The organism is Paenilisteria riparia FSL S10-1204 (assembly GCF_000525995.1).
Taxonomy (GTDB): domain Bacteria; phylum Bacillota; class Bacilli; order Lactobacillales; family Listeriaceae; genus Listeria_A; species Listeria_A riparia.
The window spans coordinates 70,980-87,707 of sequence record NZ_AODL01000021.1 but is presented as its reverse complement, the minus strand read 5'-3'; the positions used below and the strand labels follow the sequence as shown (position 1 = coordinate 87,707).

Annotated in this window: 15 protein-coding genes and 4 pseudogenes; 14 read left to right on the top strand and 5 right to left on the bottom strand. The window is 41.9% G+C overall.

Annotated features, from left to right (window positions below; all coding sequences use genetic code 11):
- Positions 1 to 325: 325 nt before the first annotated feature.
- Positions 326 to 1,559: pseudogene (locus PRIP_RS11375) on the bottom strand (toxic anion resistance protein).
- Positions 1,556 to 2,179: a 5-bromo-4-chloroindolyl phosphate hydrolysis family protein gene (locus tag PRIP_RS11370; protein WP_036101267.1), complete on the bottom strand. Its 624-nt coding sequence runs from the start codon at positions 2,177 to 2,179 to the stop codon at positions 1,556 to 1,558. Before PRIP_RS11370 ends, PRIP_RS11375 begins: the two are co-directional and overlap by 4 nt.
- Before the next feature lie 227 nt (positions 2,180 to 2,406).
- Here PRIP_RS11370 and PRIP_RS11365 point away from each other — a divergent pair, with 227 nt between their 5' ends.
- Positions 2,407 to 2,955 (top strand): NUDIX hydrolase, encoded by a 549-nt coding sequence (locus PRIP_RS11365; protein ID WP_036101266.1) that lies wholly within the window; start codon positions 2,407 to 2,409, stop codon positions 2,953 to 2,955.
- A gap of 82 nt (positions 2,956 to 3,037) precedes the next feature.
- Positions 3,038 to 3,718 (top strand): hypothetical protein, encoded by a 681-nt coding sequence (locus tag PRIP_RS11360; protein ID WP_036101265.1) that lies wholly within the window; start codon positions 3,038 to 3,040, stop codon positions 3,716 to 3,718.
- Between the two features lie 73 nt (positions 3,719 to 3,791).
- Here PRIP_RS11360 and PRIP_RS11355 read toward each other — a convergent pair whose 3' ends face one another.
- Entirely contained in the window at positions 3,792 to 4,211 is a 420-nt protein-coding gene (locus tag PRIP_RS11355; protein ID WP_036101264.1) for a DUF805 domain-containing protein, read from the bottom strand.
- Between the two features lie 243 nt (positions 4,212 to 4,454).
- On the opposite strand from PRIP_RS11355, the gene PRIP_RS11350 reads away from it, so the two are divergent.
- From PRIP_RS11350 to PRIP_RS11335, 4 genes and pseudogenes are all read left to right on the top strand, one after another.
- Positions 4,455 to 5,345 (top strand): ABC transporter ATP-binding protein, encoded by an 891-nt coding sequence (locus tag PRIP_RS11350; protein ID WP_036101263.1) that lies wholly within the window; start codon positions 4,455 to 4,457, stop codon positions 5,343 to 5,345.
- Positions 5,342 to 6,158: pseudogene (locus tag PRIP_RS11345) on the top strand (ABC transporter permease). Before PRIP_RS11350 ends, PRIP_RS11345 begins: the two are co-directional and overlap by 4 nt.
- Positions 6,158 to 6,770, top strand: a pseudogene (locus PRIP_RS11340) (TetR/AcrR family transcriptional regulator). Before PRIP_RS11345 ends, PRIP_RS11340 begins: the two co-directional pseudogenes overlap by 1 nt.
- 108 nt (positions 6,771 to 6,878) lie before the next feature.
- Positions 6,879 to 7,403 carry a homing endonuclease associated repeat-containing protein gene (locus PRIP_RS11335; protein ID WP_036101262.1) on the top strand — a complete coding sequence of 175 codons (525 nt, stop codon included), beginning with the start codon at positions 6,879 to 6,881 and terminating at the stop codon, positions 7,401 to 7,403.
- 47 nt (positions 7,404 to 7,450) lie between these two features.
- On the opposite strand, the gene PRIP_RS11330 is transcribed toward PRIP_RS11335, so the two are convergent.
- On the bottom strand, positions 7,451 to 8,446 hold the full coding sequence (locus PRIP_RS11330; RefSeq protein WP_036101261.1) for an NAD(P)/FAD-dependent oxidoreductase: 996 nt from the start codon (positions 8,444 to 8,446) through the stop codon (positions 7,451 to 7,453).
- Positions 8,430 to 9,275, bottom strand: a complete 846-nt coding sequence (locus PRIP_RS11325) for an ABC transporter ATP-binding protein (protein ID WP_036101260.1) — start codon at positions 9,273 to 9,275, stop codon at positions 8,430 to 8,432. Before PRIP_RS11325 ends, PRIP_RS11330 begins: the two co-directional genes overlap by 17 nt.
- 196 nt (positions 9,276 to 9,471) lie before the next feature.
- Here PRIP_RS11325 and PRIP_RS18275 point away from each other — a divergent pair, with 196 nt between their 5' ends.
- The 8 genes and pseudogenes from PRIP_RS18275 (at position 9,472) to lysA (ending at position 16,720) form a co-directional block, all read left to right on the top strand.
- Positions 9,472 to 9,873, top strand: coding sequence for a substrate-binding domain-containing protein (locus tag PRIP_RS18275; RefSeq protein WP_420912122.1), 402 nt, complete (start codon positions 9,472 to 9,474; stop codon positions 9,871 to 9,873).
- Positions 9,874 to 9,877: 4 nt separating this feature from the next.
- Complete coding sequence (locus tag PRIP_RS18270; RefSeq protein WP_420912121.1) at positions 9,878 to 10,402, top strand: ABC transporter substrate-binding protein; 525 nt, start codon at positions 9,878 to 9,880, stop codon at positions 10,400 to 10,402.
- Between the two features lie 63 nt (positions 10,403 to 10,465).
- Positions 10,466 to 11,491: a FecCD family ABC transporter permease gene (locus tag PRIP_RS11315; RefSeq protein WP_036101259.1), complete on the top strand. Its 1,026-nt coding sequence runs from the start codon at positions 10,466 to 10,468 to the stop codon at positions 11,489 to 11,491.
- A gap of 14 nt (positions 11,492 to 11,505) precedes the next feature.
- The gene (locus tag PRIP_RS11310) at positions 11,506 to 12,513 is read left to right on the top strand and encodes a FecCD family ABC transporter permease (RefSeq protein ID WP_420912123.1); all 1,008 of its coding nucleotides are present in this window, start codon (positions 11,506 to 11,508) and stop codon (positions 12,511 to 12,513) included.
- 212 nt (positions 12,514 to 12,725) lie between these two features.
- Positions 12,726 to 13,180: pseudogene (gene fur, locus PRIP_RS11305) on the top strand (ferric iron uptake transcriptional regulator).
- Positions 13,181 to 13,311: 131 nt separating this feature from the next.
- Entirely contained in the window at positions 13,312 to 14,205 is an 894-nt protein-coding gene (gene xerD / locus PRIP_RS11300; protein ID WP_036101256.1) for a site-specific tyrosine recombinase XerD, read from the top strand.
- A 69-nt stretch (positions 14,206 to 14,274) separates the two neighbouring features.
- The gene (locus PRIP_RS11295; RefSeq protein ID WP_052008870.1) at positions 14,275 to 15,057 is read left to right on the top strand and encodes a purine-nucleoside phosphorylase; all 783 of its coding nucleotides are present in this window, start codon (positions 14,275 to 14,277) and stop codon (positions 15,055 to 15,057) included.
- A gap of 352 nt (positions 15,058 to 15,409) precedes the next feature.
- Complete coding sequence (gene lysA / locus PRIP_RS11290) at positions 15,410 to 16,720, top strand: diaminopimelate decarboxylase (protein WP_036101255.1); 1,311 nt, start codon at positions 15,410 to 15,412, stop codon at positions 16,718 to 16,720.
- The last annotated feature ends 8 nt before the right edge of the window (positions 16,721 to 16,728 follow it).

Here is a 16,728-nt window from a genome sequence, read left to right as displayed (position 1 = left end):
GAAAGCGTTTGTATTCAGGGAGTTTGGTGGAAGCCGGAAGCGCAGCATACTGGTGTATGTGATGACTGAAAGCAGGGAGGGAGTCGTATCCCCGACCATGCGAGAAGTTAAGCGTAGCGTATGCGAAGTAGAACCGGAAGTCCGCCAAACTCCCTGAATGCGAGCGCTTGTCGCCGATTTATTTGGGTTATGTCCCAGACTCGTCCCAACCTCGTCTATATAGAAAAAACGTATCAAAAATCTAATTGCCGATTTTTGATACGTAGTTTTCTAGGTCAGAAGACATTTTGACTTTGACTTTTGATAATCGATGCTTGTAGACATATTATTTCAGTTCTAGCAAGCGGTCTTTTAGTTCTTGTTCCATTGAAACAAGTTCTTTTTCTGCTACGGCACGTTTGGCACGGCCTTCTTGCTGGATTTTCAATGTTTCTTGTAATGTCTCGATAAGGCTTGATTGTGTTTCTTTCAGTGTTTCGATGTCGACAATGCCTCTTTCGTTTTCGCGAGCTGTTTCGATAGCGTTTGTTTTTAGCATGTCCGCATTTCGTTTTAGAAGTTCATTTGTTGTTTCGGATACTTGGCGCTGCGCTTCAGCTGCTTGTTGTTGGCGTAAAAGTGTTAGTGCTATGGCTACTTGATTTTTCCAAAGTGGAATAGCAGTCATAATGGAAGATTGAATCTTTTCTGCTAGCACTTGGTTTGTATTTTGAATAAGCCGGATTTGTGGTGCTTGCTGAATGGTTATTTGGCGGCTTAGTTTTAAGTCATGCACGCGTTTTTCTAGGCGATCGGCGAATTGTGTTAAGTCATTGACTTCTTGGAAATCCATTTGGTCGCCGGATTGCTCTGCTTTTTTGCGGAGTTCTGGAAGTAGTTTGGTGTTTATTTTCTTCTTGTTTTAGTTCACCAGCTGCGATGTAGATATTTAAAGCTTGGAAGTAGTCTTTATTCTTGTCGTATAACTGTTCTAAGAATGAGTTGTCTTCCATTAAGCGTTTCTTGGCATGTTCTAATTTCAAAGCGATGCGATCAATTTGTGTTCCCATTTTCTGATATTTAGAAGTGATTTCGTTAATGGATTGTTTGACGCGAGAGAACATTTTTGTGAAAACGTTCTTGTTGCGTGCTGCCAGTTCGTCAGGATCGGCTTCTTGTAAGCGGAACATGAGATCGCTAATTATCTCACCTATGGGGCCAACATCTTGCTTTTGAACTTGATTGAGCATAGAGTGGGAGAAGTCGTGCAATTTGGCTTGTGCAGGCGCACCATAACCTAGGATTGCTGCTTGATTTCCTGGCACAATTTGCTTAGCTAGTTCAACGGCTTGTCGACGGTTGCTTTCTGGCAACATGTCGACAAGGCGTGGCGCTTTATCACTTTCATTGTTTACAATTTCTTGAACGGTTTGTGAGCCGTTTGTTCCGAACGGATCGGCTAATAAATCGTCCAATGTTTTGTTGAAATTAGCATCAATTACTTCTGCCTTTGGATCTGTATATGTTGGTGTTTCTTTTGCTTGAAATTCAGGTTCGTTTGGCTTTTGGTTTTCGGTCATTTCGGTGTTCTCCTTTCAAATTTCTTCTGCTGCTTGGAAATGGAGTTCTTGGCTACTTCTAGCTCAAAATCCAAGTTGGAAACATCTTTATTTAGCAGCGAGAAAAGGTCTTTCTCAATAACGCGACCTAAGTCATTTAGAAGGGTACGCGTATCTGAAAGTGTTTGGTAAATTTTCTTATCTTTCACCGGTTGGCTGTCTAAGAAAGCATATTTTTCTGTTAGCTCAACAAGAGAATCAAGATGGGAAAAGAAAAAGTCTTCTGCGTCGTAAAAGCGTTTTGGTTCTTCTTTCACAATACCGTAGATACGTTTTGTAAGTAAGAGTGTTTTGTCACGTTCTTGGAAGGTGAACAAGGTACGGTGTGCGGATGTGATTTTTTGAAGACGCAATATTTTGGCGCGGGATTCTTCAAGATTTGTGCGAATGTATTTAAATTCTTTTTTTGTTAAACCTGTTTGAATCGCATGTGCCTTATCCCCAGCTTTGGCAGAAAAGATGAACAACACGACAGCGACGACCAGTGTGATGCTACTAATGAGTAACCAGTTATTCACAAAGATGCTTGCCAAAATACCGAACAAAACAAGTGTTAAGACGATTGAGCCAGTGAAGGCCATAAATTTTTTTAAATACTACCATGTCTATCTTCTCCTTAGGCTTCCTTATTTTTTTAAGGATTAAGTATTTGTAGAAACTGTTACAAAAAATCGTTTATATAAGCTAACTGATTTGAATATATCATACCATATTGACAGAAAAGATGTTATCAGTCGTGCGATGTAAATTCCCCTAAGTCTAGCTTATGGTATAATGAATAAAACGAATGAGAAATGGAGTGTTTTGAATGGATTCACTAGAAGAAAAAACAGTAAAGCGTGAGACAATCTTTGATGGGAAGATTATAAAATTAGTCGTTGACGATGTGGAATTACCAAATGGCAAGCTTAGTAAACGTGAAATTGTAAAACATCCCGGTGCTGTTGCAGTGATTGCGATTACAGCGGAAAATAAAATGCTCATGGTAGAACAATACCGCAAACCGTTAGAAAAAACAATTGTTGAGATACCAGCTGGGAAAATTGAACCGAACGAAGATCCAATGCTAACGGCAAGTCGTGAATTAGAAGAGGAGACGGGATTTAAAACGAATGAACTGACACATCTAGTTTCTTTCTATACATCCCCAGGTTTCGCGGATGAGTTGTTACATATTTATGTTGCGAAGGATTTAAAGAAGCAAGCCAATCCTTTGCAGGCGGATGAAGATGAGTTTGTAAATATTCTGGAAGTAAATATTGATGAGGCGTTGCAATTGATAGAAGAAAAAGTGATTTGTGACGCTAAAACAGTATATGCTGTACAATATTGGAAATTATTAAATGCTTTACGTTGAGAAATGGTGGCGTACCAGTGTCTTGCTGGTGCGTTTTTTGTTTGCCCAGTATGGGCAAACAAAAAACGGGTGAAAGTCCCGAGTGCAATCGAGTAGTGGTAAGCAAATAGCTCTTCATAAAGAAACACTGATTCATCAACTATCACTTATCTATCTAAGAGGTTCACAAAACATCGATTTTGTAGGCAACCATGTCCGTGGATTCCAAAACGGGGCTAGTGGCGGAATTAAGTTTAAGTCCGGAAGAAATATCCTTATTATGAATAACCATTTCCGAAATACAGGAATCATTATGTATGGAAATGGCGAATTCGGCTTAGGAGATACGTATGTACGTATAGCTGAGCTGTCCAACTGGTTAGTAGCGAATAATACGATAGATTGGAAACGGTGGGAAAGTTCTTATAAAATCGGAATGGAACTAAACTATCCTACTCGAACAGCAAATACGAAGAACGGTGCCTTCATCGATAATCGGTACATTAATTATCAAAATATACCTTCTAATAGGAAGCAGTTGATGAAAATCGCTTCGGATGACGATATTGGATTTCTGCCTAGAGATTCCTATGTGGCGGGTAATACACGTGACGATACGGTGGATGGCCTTTTAAAGGCAGAAAATTGGCCAGCTAACTATGTTTATCCAACAACATCTAACTTTAATGATTGGAATGTCCTGCTTCATCCCAACTTGGGTGCAGCCTATCATGAATACATCCACACAAAAATACCGATGCGCGATGATTTAAACGTAAAATAGCAAAACTAATCGTGATACGAAAATAGCAACCTGATTCCAACGAATAGTTAGAGTCGGGTTGCTATTTCTATGACTAAAAATCATGGCTTGTGTCGAATGAATCTTCACTTGGTAAACACATGAAGACAAGCAAAATGATGCCACCAACGAATGGTATCAAGCCAAGTAAGATAAACCACGGGCTCTTGTTGGAATCGCGTAAACGGCGAACCATTAGGCTAAGCGTTGGTATAAAACAAGCTAGGCCGTATAACCACATCAAGAGTAATAGGAACAACATTGGACCAGCGGTAAACAGTAGGCTTAAATCCTCACCATTCGTAATGGATGCAGTTGCGACTGTTGTCCCTGCTAAAATCAAGACAACAATATAAAATAGTGCGACAATAATGGCGTTCCACAAAACGACGTACCAGTATGCAGAACGTGGCGCGCGATCTGTGAAATTCACATAATTACGCCAAAATGATTTGTAAGCTTCTAAAAATCCCAAAATAAAATCCTCCCTTTTTATAGTACTATCGTAGTATATCATGAAATAGGGTGAAGCGGTTTGTCAAATTTGTGAACAATTTTCACTATCTTATAGGAATTCGTATGTACGGCGGTGTGAGAGGTCGGAACCTAACGTCTCCTCCTACTCGATTTGTTGAATAGATTAACTATTGACTACTTGGTCAAAAAGGAGTATAATCGCATTGACTAGACGGTCAATTATGGAATGGGGGAATAGTAAATGAAGGCGATAGAAACGCATGATTTAACGAAATTCTATCATAAGAAGCGAGCTATTGAGGGTGTGAATTTGACTGTAGAAGAGGGGGAATTGTTTGGATTTATTGGACCCAATGGCGCGGGAAAGTCCACGACGATTAAGCTTTTGTTGAATTTTATTTATGCTTCTAGGGGGAGTGCAACGGTTCTTGGCAAGGATATTGTCAAACAGTCTGCGGACATTAAAAAAATGGTCGGTTACGTACCGAGTGAAGTACGTTATTATCCACAAATGACAGCTAATGATATTATTGGTTTTGCGGCGAAGTTTCATAATATTGACAAAGCACAAATGCAGATGAAGCGTTACTATGAGATGTTTGATATTGATCCGCACAAGCATTTTGGAGATATGTCACTTGGGAATAAAAAGAAAGTCGCGATTGTGGCGGGACTAATTACGAAGCCAAAATTGTTGATTTTAGATGAGCCAACGAATGGATTAGATCCATTGATGCAGCATCATTTATTTAAGGAAATGACGCGTCAAAATCAAGAAGAAGGTATGACAATTTTCTTATCCAGTCATAATTTGCGCGAAATTCAGGAATATAGTACGCGAGCAGCTTTTATCCGTGATGGTGAAATTGTTGCGCTGGAAAATATCGCGGAGCAAGAGCTATCAGGGAAGGTGATTGTGATTAAAGGGGAGGCTTTGCCTGTAACTGAACTTGTGAATGCTGGCGCGAAGATCCTAGAAACCACAGAAAATAGTGCTCGCCTTACATTTGACGGCAATGTGCAGAAGGTATTGCCTATTCTTGGCGCAGATGGGATTAAGGATTTATCGATTACGAATCAAGAGCTGGAAGATAAATTCATGACGTTGTACGAAGGAGGCAAGGTAAAATGAATATTTTGAAAATAGAATGGAAAACTCATTTTAAAAGCTTGCTTGTTTGGTCAGCGGTAGTGGCGGTAGTACTTGGCATTTTTATGGCGTTTTTCCCTAGTATGCAATCAAGTGCGATGCAGGATTTGGTGAATATGAAGATGGATGCTTTGCCAAAAGAAATGTTGAGCGTGTTGCACATTAATTCAATGGCAGATTTGACCCAGATTGATGCATATTTTGCGTATGTATTCCAGTATATTTTTATTGCTGCTTGCGTATACGCTGCAATGACGGGGGCACAGGCGCTTGTGAAGGAAGAGACGGATGGCACGATTGAGTTTCTTTATGCGCAACCGATTACGCGTTCGGAGCTTGTGGCTTGGAAAATGGTCGGAAATGCGATTTCATTTATTGCTTTTTGGGCGATTACGTTTGTTATTTCTGCTGCGTTGGTTATTTTCTTGAAGCAGGATGGAGCGCAGACGAGTGATTTAATGCAGTCGCTAGGGCGTGTTTTTATAACGGAATTATTGGTTGCTTTTGTGTTTTATGAGTGCTGGTTTTTGCTTCTCAGCGATTGTTCGTTCTTCAAAACAGGCAACACCGATTGGCTTGGCACTTGTTTTCATTACGTATATTTTGGGAATTCTCTCTGGATTAAATGATACTGTGGATTTCTTTAAATATGCATCGCCGATTAATTTTGCGATTCCGTCTGATAGATTGACAAGTTGGATGAATAGCACGGACGTCTGGATTTCAGTAATTGCTTTGGTTGTTTTCGTTACATTGACATTTGTCTTGTATAAGAAGAAGGATTTGAAAGTGTGATGGAGGACAAGCGTGCGAAAATACTTGATGTGGCGGTAGAGGAGTTTGCAAGTCACGGATACAAGGCGGCCAGTACGAATCGGATTTGCGAGGCCGCTGGTGTCTCAAAGGGCTTGATTTTCCATTATTTTGGCTCGAAGGAGAAGCTTTATACGGCGGCCGTGACGTATTCGGTGGATTTGGCGATGGAGGAAGTGTCGATGGATGATATGCCTAAGGGTAATTTTGTGGAGGGGGCGATTTGGTCGACGAAGCAGAAACTAGCTTTTAGTCATCGGCATCCTGCGGTTTTCAAGCTGATTATGCAGTCGTTTGCGAATCCTCCGGAAGCTTTGGCAGAGCGCATGACGGCGTATTTTAATGAAATGATGGCGGTTCAAACAGTATTTGTAAATCAGATGTTGGATGGACTAAAGCTACGTGAGGATGTGGCGCGGGAAGATGCGTCGAATGTTATCGAAAGTATATTTGAGTATATTACCCGATTAGTAACAGTCTACCTTCAAAAAAAATCCAGATGCGACAATGGAAGATATGCAACCACTTATTGATAAATTTATGCAGATGATTGTGATCGCAGAGCGTGGTATGGTAGAGCAAAAACAAACCTGATTTCTCCATTTTCAGGTTTTTTTGTACAGTTAGTTGTTTCTTTGCCGATTTTATGATAAAACATATATGTAACGAAACGATTAAGGCATAAGAAAAGGGGTAAAGGGAATGACAGAAGAAGCAATTGTGACGAAAGAAGTTATTATTGCAGAATTACAGCAGTTAGTAGCGACACAAGGACGAGTTCCTAGACAAAGTATGTACGAGCATTTCAAAATTGCATGCAAGTTATTTGGCTCGTGGCAAGGAGCATTGCGAGCGGCAGGTTTGGAAAAAGTGCAACGCCGAGTATATAAGGAAGCGTTCTTAATTGAAGAAGTACAGCGAATTGCCAAAGAATTAGGAAGGCCACCTATTAGTGGACCGTATGAATTTCCACTATACATGTCTGTAATGGAATATTATGATTCTTGGGAGGCATTTCTTGCGAGTGCTGGTCTGAAGAAGTTTGCCGAAGAAGAAGAGGGACAGGCGATTAAGGATAAATTAATAGAAGATGTATTGGAGACGGAGCGAATTATGCGACGTTTCCCGACAATGGGCGAGTGTCAAGACTTCCGACTAATTCGTTATTATTTCGGTAGTTGGAAGAATTTTAAAGCAGCTTGTGAATCGAGAAAAGCTGGGAAATGATAAATGCCTGAATCACCTTTGTTTAGAAGGAAGATTCAGGCATTTTTTTAGTGATGAAAACTTTCATGGTGAGTACTTACCATGGCAACATCTGCTGCATTTGGATCAAGGTAGTTTTTCGCGCTATTGACGGCGATTGGACCTTCGTGAATGCCAGCAGCGATAATTCGCATTTTGCGTGGATAGGCACAAATGTCACCACATGCGTAGATTCCTGGGATGCTTGTTTCCATTTCGTGATTGACAACAATCCCAGATTCATCGAAATGGAGACCCCAACTTTGCATGGAGCCGATATCGACTTTGACACCGTGATTGACTAGGATAGCATCTGCTTTTATTTTGGTAGTATTACCGTCTTTGTTGCAGTGAATGATACAGTTGGTGAGCGTTCGGCTGTCACCTTGAAGCGCAGTTATTTCATGATTCACATGGATAAAGACGTTGGAATCGTGCAGTTCTTTGACGCGTTCTTCATGTCCTTTGAAGTTCTCGCCGCGATAAATGAGGTGGACTTCTGAGGCAATTGTATCAAGTGTTTCTGCCCAGTCGATGGCTGCATTCCCACCGCCAGAAACAACGACATGCTTATCTTTAAAAATTGATACATCTTGAATATCATAATGAAGTTGGCTATCAAATGTTTCACTGCCAGATGCTTCTAATTTGTTCACTTCGTACGTCCCACTTCCAGCTGCAATGATGACGGTTTTGCTATGATGTTGGGCACCTTTTTCGGATATGAGTAGGAATGTGCCATCAGCTTGTCGCTTCAAATCGATAATGCGTTCATTGCAGATAATAGTCGGGTTAAATGTCAGCGCTTGGTCATGTAAGTTTTTCACAAGATCGTGTCCTTTTATAGCTGGAATACCACCGATATCTCGAATTAGTTTTTCTGGATAGAAATAGCGGATTTTGCCGCCAACTGCGGGCTCGGCGTCGATAATCTTTGTTTTTAAAGAGCGCAAGCCACTATAAAATGCCGTAAAAAGCCCAACTGGACCGCCGCCGATAATCGTAACGTCATACAAGTTTGACAACGACTTCACCTGCTATCTTTGTTGCGACTTGTCGGATTTCACAGGCTTGGCACGTTTCGTATGGCAAGCATAAAGGCACGCCAGTTCTCGGGTCTACCATGATATCCGCTTTTATGCCAAAAACATCTTCTAGCGTCTGCTCAGTCATAACTTCTGCAGGAGCGCCTTCAGAAATGACTTGTCCGGAGCGAATCGCAATCATATAATCAGCAAAACGGGAAGCGTGGTTCAAATCGTGAACAACCATAACAATTGTCCGATTTTCTTGTAAATTCAATTGTTTGAGCAACATCAAAACTTCTAGCTGATGTGTCATATCTAAAAATGTCGTCGGTTCGTCTAAAAATAAAATATCTGTTTCTTGCGCCAAGGCCATGGCAATCCAAGCACGTTGACGTTGTCCTCCGGATAAACTATCAATAGAACGGTCGGCAAAATCGCCTAGACTCGTGACGCGGATGGCCCAACTAATCATATCTCGGTCTTTTTGAGACATGGATTTTAAACCACTTTGATGTGGGGAACGCCCGTAAGAGACCAGTTCTGTGACGGTTAAGCCTTCTGGTGCTGTTGGATTTTGCGGTAGAATCGCTAATTGTTTGGCGATTTCTTTTGTTGATTGACGGTGAATCGCTTTACCATCCAGAAAAACGCCACCTTTAGATGGTTTCATGAGGCGTGACATCGTTTTTAAGATGGTAGATTTTCCGGAACCATTGGCGCCAACTAGAGCCGTGATTTTACCTTTAGGAATTTCAATATTTAAAGCGTCCACAATAACACGCTTATCATACGCTATTTGTAAGTTGTCTGTTTGTAACTTATTCATCGAAACATCGCTCCTTTGTGCGCGATTGATAATCATTCTCATATCTAGTATAGTTTTTTTTCTCACAAGTTGCAATAGGTAAGGGGTATCAAGAAAAAATTTTAATAAAAAGATTGCATTTTGAAACGGAGATTGCTATAATTTTTTAAGTGATATTGATAATCATTCTCGATTGATGAAGAGGGGTTTTATTGAAATGAAAAAAATGATTCTGATAGCCATTACAGTATTTGTGGGCCTTGTTTTAGCAAGTTGTGGTAGTGACCAAAAGGCGGAAGGACAGCCGGAAATGCGTACATACACCATGCCTAACGGTAAAAAAGTAGAAATACCTAACAATCCGAAAAAAATTGTGGTGACGGAATACATGGGCTCTCTCGCAGCGCTTGGTGTGAAACCGATTGGCGCGAAATCTTTCGTATTGCAAAATCCATATTTAGAATCCTATAAGGAAGGTGTGGAAGATATCGGCGATCCAGGTTCTCCAGAAAAAGTAGCAGAATTACAACCGGATTTAATCATTGTATCGCAGGAAGATGAATACAACCAAATGAAAAAAAATTGCGCCAACAGTTCTAATCCCTTACAATACGTATAAAAATGTGCAAGACGAACTCACAGCGATTGGAAAACTAGTCGGTAAAGAGCAAGAAGCGAAAGATTGGCTTGCTGATTTCGATAAAAAAGCTGCGAAGGCAAGAGAAGAAATAAAAGGGGCTATCGCGCCGGATGCAACGGTTGGACTATATGAAGGCGATGATAAGAACTTTTATGTTTTTGGTGATAATTGGGGTCGAGGTGGACAAGTTCTGTATAACGCATTACAATTAAAGGCGCCACAAAAAATTCAAGATCAAGTAATCAAAGGTGATGGCTACAAGCAATTATCGTTAGAAGTATTGCCTGATTTTGCGGCGGATTACATGTTTGTCACGCGGTTTAAACACGGCGATAGCCGCAATGGGGCGCTAGATGAGATAGAACAGTCGAGCATTTGGAAAGACTTGCCGGCATACAAAGCAAAACATATTTATACGATGGATTTTGATGAGATGTATAATTATGATCCAATTGCGATTGAAGGACAAATGGAAATTATGGTTAATAAAATAACTGGAAATGAGTAAGTAAAATGGTGAGGCTGGTGTGAAAGCCAGTTTCCACGTACATATGATGGGGGATTAGGAAGCATGAAGACAAAAGAACTTTCCCAATTAAAAACGCGTCCGGTGATGGCGACGGTGATTCTGACGGCAGGTATTGCTTTACTTCTAGTTTCGGCGTTTATTGGTATTGCTGTTGGCGCGGCGGATATTGATTTGGCGACGGTATGGAACACCTTGTTTCATTATGATAAGACGCTTACGACAAACCAAATTATTTGGGAATTGCGTATACCACGAGTGTTGGCGGACATGATGGTAGGTGCTGCTTTTGCGGTTGCTGGTGCGGTTATGCAAGGGATGACGCGAAACCCGCTTGCGGACAGTGGTTTGCTTGGTCTTAATGCAGGATCTGCGTTTATGATAGCGGTTTGTTTTGCATTTTTTCCAGGGCTTAGTTACAATTCGCTGATTTTCTTTTCGTTTCTTGGTGCGGCGCTTGGCTGTGTCTTGGTTTTTGGTGTGAGTGCGCTTGTGAAGGGTGGCCTATCACCAACACGGTTAGTGCTTGCTGGTGCGGCAGTTGCGTCTTTGTTGACGGCGCTTAGTGAGGGGATTGCGATTTACTTTAAGCTGAGTCAAGATTTGGCGTTTTGGTTTGCTGGTGGGGTTGCTGGCGTGAAGTGGTCGCAAATTGCGGTCGTTTGGCCTTGGCTACTCGGTGCGTTGTTCGCTGCGATTTTGATTAGCAAATCCGTGACGATTCTTAGTTTGGGCGATGATATTGCGGTTGGTCTTGGGCAAAATACGACACGGACGAAGTTATTATCAATGTTTATTGTGCTTATTTTGGCGGGGCTTGCAGTTTCGGTTGTGGGGCCTGTTGGCTTTATCGGCTTGATTGTGCCTCATTTGGTACGTTATATGGTTGGCGTGGACTATCGTTGGATTATTCCATGTTCAGCGATTATAGGAGCTTTGTTAACGCTGTACGCGGATATTGGCGCACGGATGGTTAATCCCCCGTACGAAACGCCGATTAGTGTTATTTTTGCGTTGATTGGTGTTCCTTTCTTCCTTTATGTAGCTCGGAAAGAAAGGAGGAGTTTGTGATGATGGGAACGACAATGGAGACAAAAGTGAGAAACAAACGCCTTGTTATTTTGGCGGTATTAGTTATTTTGCTTGTTGGTACGTTCATTTATAGTGTCAATGCAGGCTTCTCTAAAATTCCCTTTCTGGATGTTATCAAAACGTTATTTGGGCAGGGTTCGGCACAGGATACGTTAATTATTTCGCAGTTTCGCTTGCCTCGAATTGTAGTAGCGGTGCTTGTTGGCGCGGGACTTGCGGTTTCTGGTGCGATTTTACAAGCAGTTTCGCAAAATGGTTTGGCGGACCCAGGAATTTTGGGGATAAATAATGGTGCAGGGCTTGCGGTGATGTTGTATATTTCGTACTTTCCGTCGACGCTGGATGTACCTGTCATGTTTATGCCGCTTGTTGGATTTATGGGTGGCATTGTTGTTGCGGCTATCGTGTACGGATTATCCTATAGCCGTGAAGAGGGGTTGTTGCCGAACCGGCTTGTTTTGACTGGGGTCGCTGTGTCTGCTGCAGTCGCGGCATTGATGACACTCTTAACAATTCGCCTAGATCCTGAAAATTATCAAATTGTTGCGGAATGGCTTGCAGGGAATATTTGGGCGAGTAACTGGCAATATGTTTTCGCATTATTGCCGTGGCTACTTGTGTTGATGACAGTTGGTATGTTTAAAGTGAAGACGATGGATATTCTCGGGTTTGGCGATCAAGTAGCAACGGGTCTTGGCGTAAAAACGGAACGGGAAAAACTAATTTTGCTCGTTATTGCGGTTGCTTTGGCTGCGGCGTGTGTTTCGGTTAGTGGCGGGATTGCGTTTATCGGCTTGATTGGCCCCCATATCGCAAGACGACTTGTCGGTAGTGGACATCGGTGGGTGTTGCCAATTTCAGCATTGATTGGCGCGTTATTATTGCTTGTCGCAGATACGATTGGACGCATTATTGTGCAGCCTTCTGAAATTTTTGCGGGGATTGTTGTAGCGGTGATTGGTGCACCTTACTTCCTTTACTTGCTTGCAAAAGCTAAATGATAATGAGTATAAATAAGTAATGGGAAGATGTTGTAATTGATAATCTCGATAGACTTTTTATTCCTTTTATGCTATCTTTAAATAGATGAAAAAACCATGTGTTTCAATTGGTTTAGTAGATTTATTGAAAAATGTCAGGACTTGATTTTTATTTAGAATTATTATAAACTAGCTACTAAGGATACTTGTTTGTTCCTGAGGGAGGGCATGTTATGGAAGGCCGAATTCAACGGATTAAATCGCAATTACACGAGGCAAGCTATAAATTGACGCCGCAGCGTGAAGCGACAGTGCGGGTCTTATTAGAAAATGAGAAGGATCATCTGAGCGCAGAGGATGTTTATTTACGGGTGAAGGAGAAAGCGCCAGAAATCGGTTTGGCGACAGTTTATCGGACATTAGAACTATTGAATGAACTGCGTGTTGTGGACAAAATTAATTTTGGTGATGGTGTGGCACGCTATGATTTACGAAAAGAAGGCGCGAAACATTTCCATCATCACCTTGTTTGTTTAGAATGTGGCTCGGTAGAAGAGATTCAAGAAGATTTACTGGACGATGTGGAGAAAGTAGTAGAACAGAAGTGGCATTTCCTCGTGAAAGACCATCGCTTGACGTTTCAAGCATCTGTACGAGTTGCCAAAATAAATTGAAAAAGGCAGAATAATACGAATCGGAGGTGCTCATCATGTTTGAGCCCTCTTTTATTTTGTAATGGCGATTCCTTTTGGTATACTAAAATAGTGAGGAAATATTGCTCTATGTGTTGACATCGCGCGAAAATGAGGAGATTAGGAAATGGATGATTTAATACTCGATTTTTTGCATTTTTTGCAAGTGGAAAAAGGGTTGGCGTCGAATACATTAACGGCTTATGAGCGGGATTTGCGTTATTTTGCGCGGTATTTGAAGGAAGAGCAAGGCGGAATGGCGATTCGAGATGTGGAACGAATACATATTGTGGGCTTTATGGCTTTTGCGAAATCAGAAGGAAAGTCACCGCGAACGGTGGCGCGCTACATTGCTTCTTTGCGTTCTTTTTTTCATTTCTTATTGCATGAGAAGTTGGCAGATCGTGATCCGATGATTCAGATTGAGACGCCAAAGCAAGCGCAAGGATTGCCGAAAATACTGAATTTGAATGATGTGGAGAAGTTGCTGGAAACGCCGGATGGTGCTAAACCGCTTGGAATGCGCGATAAGGCAATGCTTGAGGTGTTGTATGCGACAGGGCTTCGGGTGACGGAGTTGGTGAATTTGCAGATGGATGATTTGCACTTGCAGATGGGCTTCATTCAGACAATCGGAAAAGGTGACAAAGAACGGATTATTCCGCTCGGTAAGACGGCTACGACGGTGTTGGAACGGTATTTGGAATTTGGGAGAACTCGGTTGCGGCGGGCTTCTGAACGCAATGATTTTGTATTTTTGAATCATCATGGTCGCGGCATGACACGCCAAGGTTTTTGGAAGAATTTGAAGCAGATTGCGGCCAAAGCGGGCATTGATAAACCGATTACGCCTCATACGTTGCGTCATTCTTTTGCAACTCATCTGCTAGAAAACGGCGCCGATTTGCGTTCGGTGCAGGAATTGCTAGGCCATGCAGACATTTCGACGACACAGATTTATACCCATGTAACAAAGGCGCGATTAAAGGATGTTTACAAACAATATCATCCGCGTGCTTAAAATATAGAAGCTAAGAAGGAGAGACAAGAAGTATGAATTATACAAACGTAATGGAAGCGGTAAAAAAAAATTAGGGAAAACTGTGACGGCAAGCCGAGAATTGGTTTGATTTTAGGTTCTGGTTTGGGCGTTTTAGCAGATGAAATTACAGAGCCAACTGTGATGAAGTACGATCAAGTCCCACATTTTCCAACGTCGACGGTAGAAGGACATGCTGGTCAATTTGTTTTTGGTAAGCTGGAAAATCAAGAAGTGGTTGCAATGCAAGGTAGATTCCATTTTTATGAAGGGTATTCGATGCAAGATGTGACGTTCCCTGTGCATGTTATGAAAGAGCTAGGGGTAGATATTTTAATCGTGACGAATGCGGCTGGCGGCGTGAATGAACTGTTCCATGCTGGGGATTTGATGCTTATTTCGGATCATATTAATTTCACAGGAACAAACCCGCTTATTGGCAAAAATGACGACCGTTTTGGTCCGCGTTTTCCTGATATGTCAGATGCATATCGCTTAGAATTGCGCGAACAAGCTCGTATGCTAGCGCAAGAGTTGGAATTGGACGTGAAAGAAGGGGTTTACGCTGGGCTTACTGGTCCAACATATGAAACACCTGCTGAAATACGGATGCTGCGTACGCTTGGTGCAGATGCAGTGGGTATGTCAACCGTTCCTGAGGTTATTATCGCGAATCATTGCGGATTGCGTTGCCTAGGTATTTCGTGCATTACGAACATGGCGGCAGGAATTCTTGACCAACCGCTAAACCATGAAGAAGTAATCGAAACAACGGAACGTGTAAAAGAGACTTTTTTAACGTATGTAAAAGCACTTGTGAAAAATGTGAAATAATGTTTGGATAAGCCTGAAACATAACTGATTTTTACACAAAATAAGAAGGAAATCACGGACCTCTTTTTTCTCGGATAAGACGTGTTTTCCGCTAAACATAAATCGAGCGAAAGCGTCTGTATCAAGAGGATTTGGAGAGGAATAACCGTTCATGTTGCATGCTTATATTAGGACTGTAACTCACTTTGTTCGAACAGTCCCAACAGTGCGAGCGCTTGTCACCGATTTATTTGGGGTGTGCTCGATCTCGTTTTTCTATGAATTCATAACTGGCTATTGTACCTCGGCATGCTTGTATGCTACTATATAAAGGAACTTTTGTATTCTAATTAAACGAAAAGGTGGGATTGGCGTGGCGTTTGAATCATTTGGTACGATGCGGGTAAATGAAATTGGACATCTAGAAATTGGAGGGGTAGACACTTTGAAGCTTGCTCAAAAATACGGAACACCGCTATATGTATACGACGTTGCGTTAATTAAAGAGCGTGCTCGTGGTTTTAAAAAGACATTTGAAGAGCTTGGTGTGAAAGCGCAAGTTGCTTATGCGAGTAAAGCTTTTTCGACGGTAGCTATTTATCAGTTGATGCATGAGGAAGGCTTGTCGCTAGACGTTGTTTCGGGTGGTGAATTGTTTACTGCGATGAAGGCTGGTTTTCCAGCGGAACGGATTCATTTTCATGGGAACAATAAAACAAGACAAGAACTTGAAATGGCGATTGATTATGGTATCGGCTGTATTGTTATTGATAATTTTTATGAAATTGAATTGTTAGCGGATGTGTTACGTGAAAAGGAGTCGCGAATAGCTGTGTTGATTCGTGTGACACCGGGGATTGAGGCGCATACGCATGATTATATTTTGACAGGACAAGATGATTCGAAATTTGGCTTTGGATTGACGAATGGTCAGTCGGAAGAGGCGATTCGACGTGTGATGGCAAATGAGGCGTTTCAATTGATTGGGCTGCATTGCCATATTGGGTCGCAAATTTTTGAGACGACTGGATTTAAATTGGCGGCGCATCGTATTATGGAACAATTGGTAGTTTGGCGTGATTCGCTTGATTTTCATGCGGATGTGTTGAACTTAGGTGGCGGATTTGGTGTACGCTATACAGCGGATGACAAACCGTTGCCGCCTTCTGAATATGTACGTGCGATTATTGCTGATGTGCGTGAAGTTGCGCAGGACAATGCACTTGCGATGCCGGAGATTTGGATTGAGCCGGGCCGCTCGCTTGTTGGGGAAGCTGGTACAACACTTTATACAATCGGTTCACGTAAAGAAGTACCAGAGATTCGAAAATTTGTTGCGGTGGATGGCGGTATGTCGGATAATATTAGACCTTCTTTATATGAAGCAAAATATGATGCAGTGATTGCGTCACGTCCGTTAGAAGAGCCAGATGAGACGGTAGCCATCGCTGGTAAATGCTGTGAGTCTGGCGATATGTTGATTTGGGACTTACCATTGCCAAAATCAGATGCAGGGGAAGTTCTGGCAGTGTTTTGTACGGGGGCTTACGGCTACTCGATGGCCAATAACTACAACCGAATTCCACGTGCAGCCGTTGTCTTTGTGGAAAACGGAGAGGATAGGCTGGTTGTGCAACGGGAGTCCTATGAGAACCTAGTGCAACTTGATTTACCGCTTCATTAAGGTGGGAA

Coding starts and splice junctions, on each gene's coding strand:
- PRIP_RS11325 (WP_036101260.1), bottom strand. CDS start 9,275: ATGAATAAGTTACAAACAGACAACTTACAAATAGCGTATGATAAGCGT.
- xerD (WP_036101256.1), top strand. CDS start 13,312: ATGGATGATTTAATACTCGATTTTTTGCATTTTTTGCAAGTGGAAAAA.
- PRIP_RS11370 (WP_036101267.1), bottom strand. CDS start 2,179: ATGGCCTTCACTGGCTCAATCGTCTTAACACTTGTTTTGTTCGGTATT.
- PRIP_RS11315 (WP_036101259.1), top strand. CDS start 10,466: ATGAAGACAAAAGAACTTTCCCAATTAAAAACGCGTCCGGTGATGGCG.
- PRIP_RS11335 (WP_036101262.1), top strand. CDS start 6,879: ATGACAGAAGAAGCAATTGTGACGAAAGAAGTTATTATTGCAGAATTA.
- PRIP_RS11365 (WP_036101266.1), top strand. CDS start 2,407: ATGGATTCACTAGAAGAAAAAACAGTAAAGCGTGAGACAATCTTTGAT.
- PRIP_RS11350 (WP_036101263.1), top strand. CDS start 4,455: ATGAAGGCGATAGAAACGCATGATTTAACGAAATTCTATCATAAGAAG.
- PRIP_RS11310 (WP_420912123.1), top strand. CDS start 11,506: ATGGAGACAAAAGTGAGAAACAAACGCCTTGTTATTTTGGCGGTATTA.
- PRIP_RS18275 (WP_420912122.1), top strand. CDS start 9,472: ATGAAAAAAATGATTCTGATAGCCATTACAGTATTTGTGGGCCTTGTT.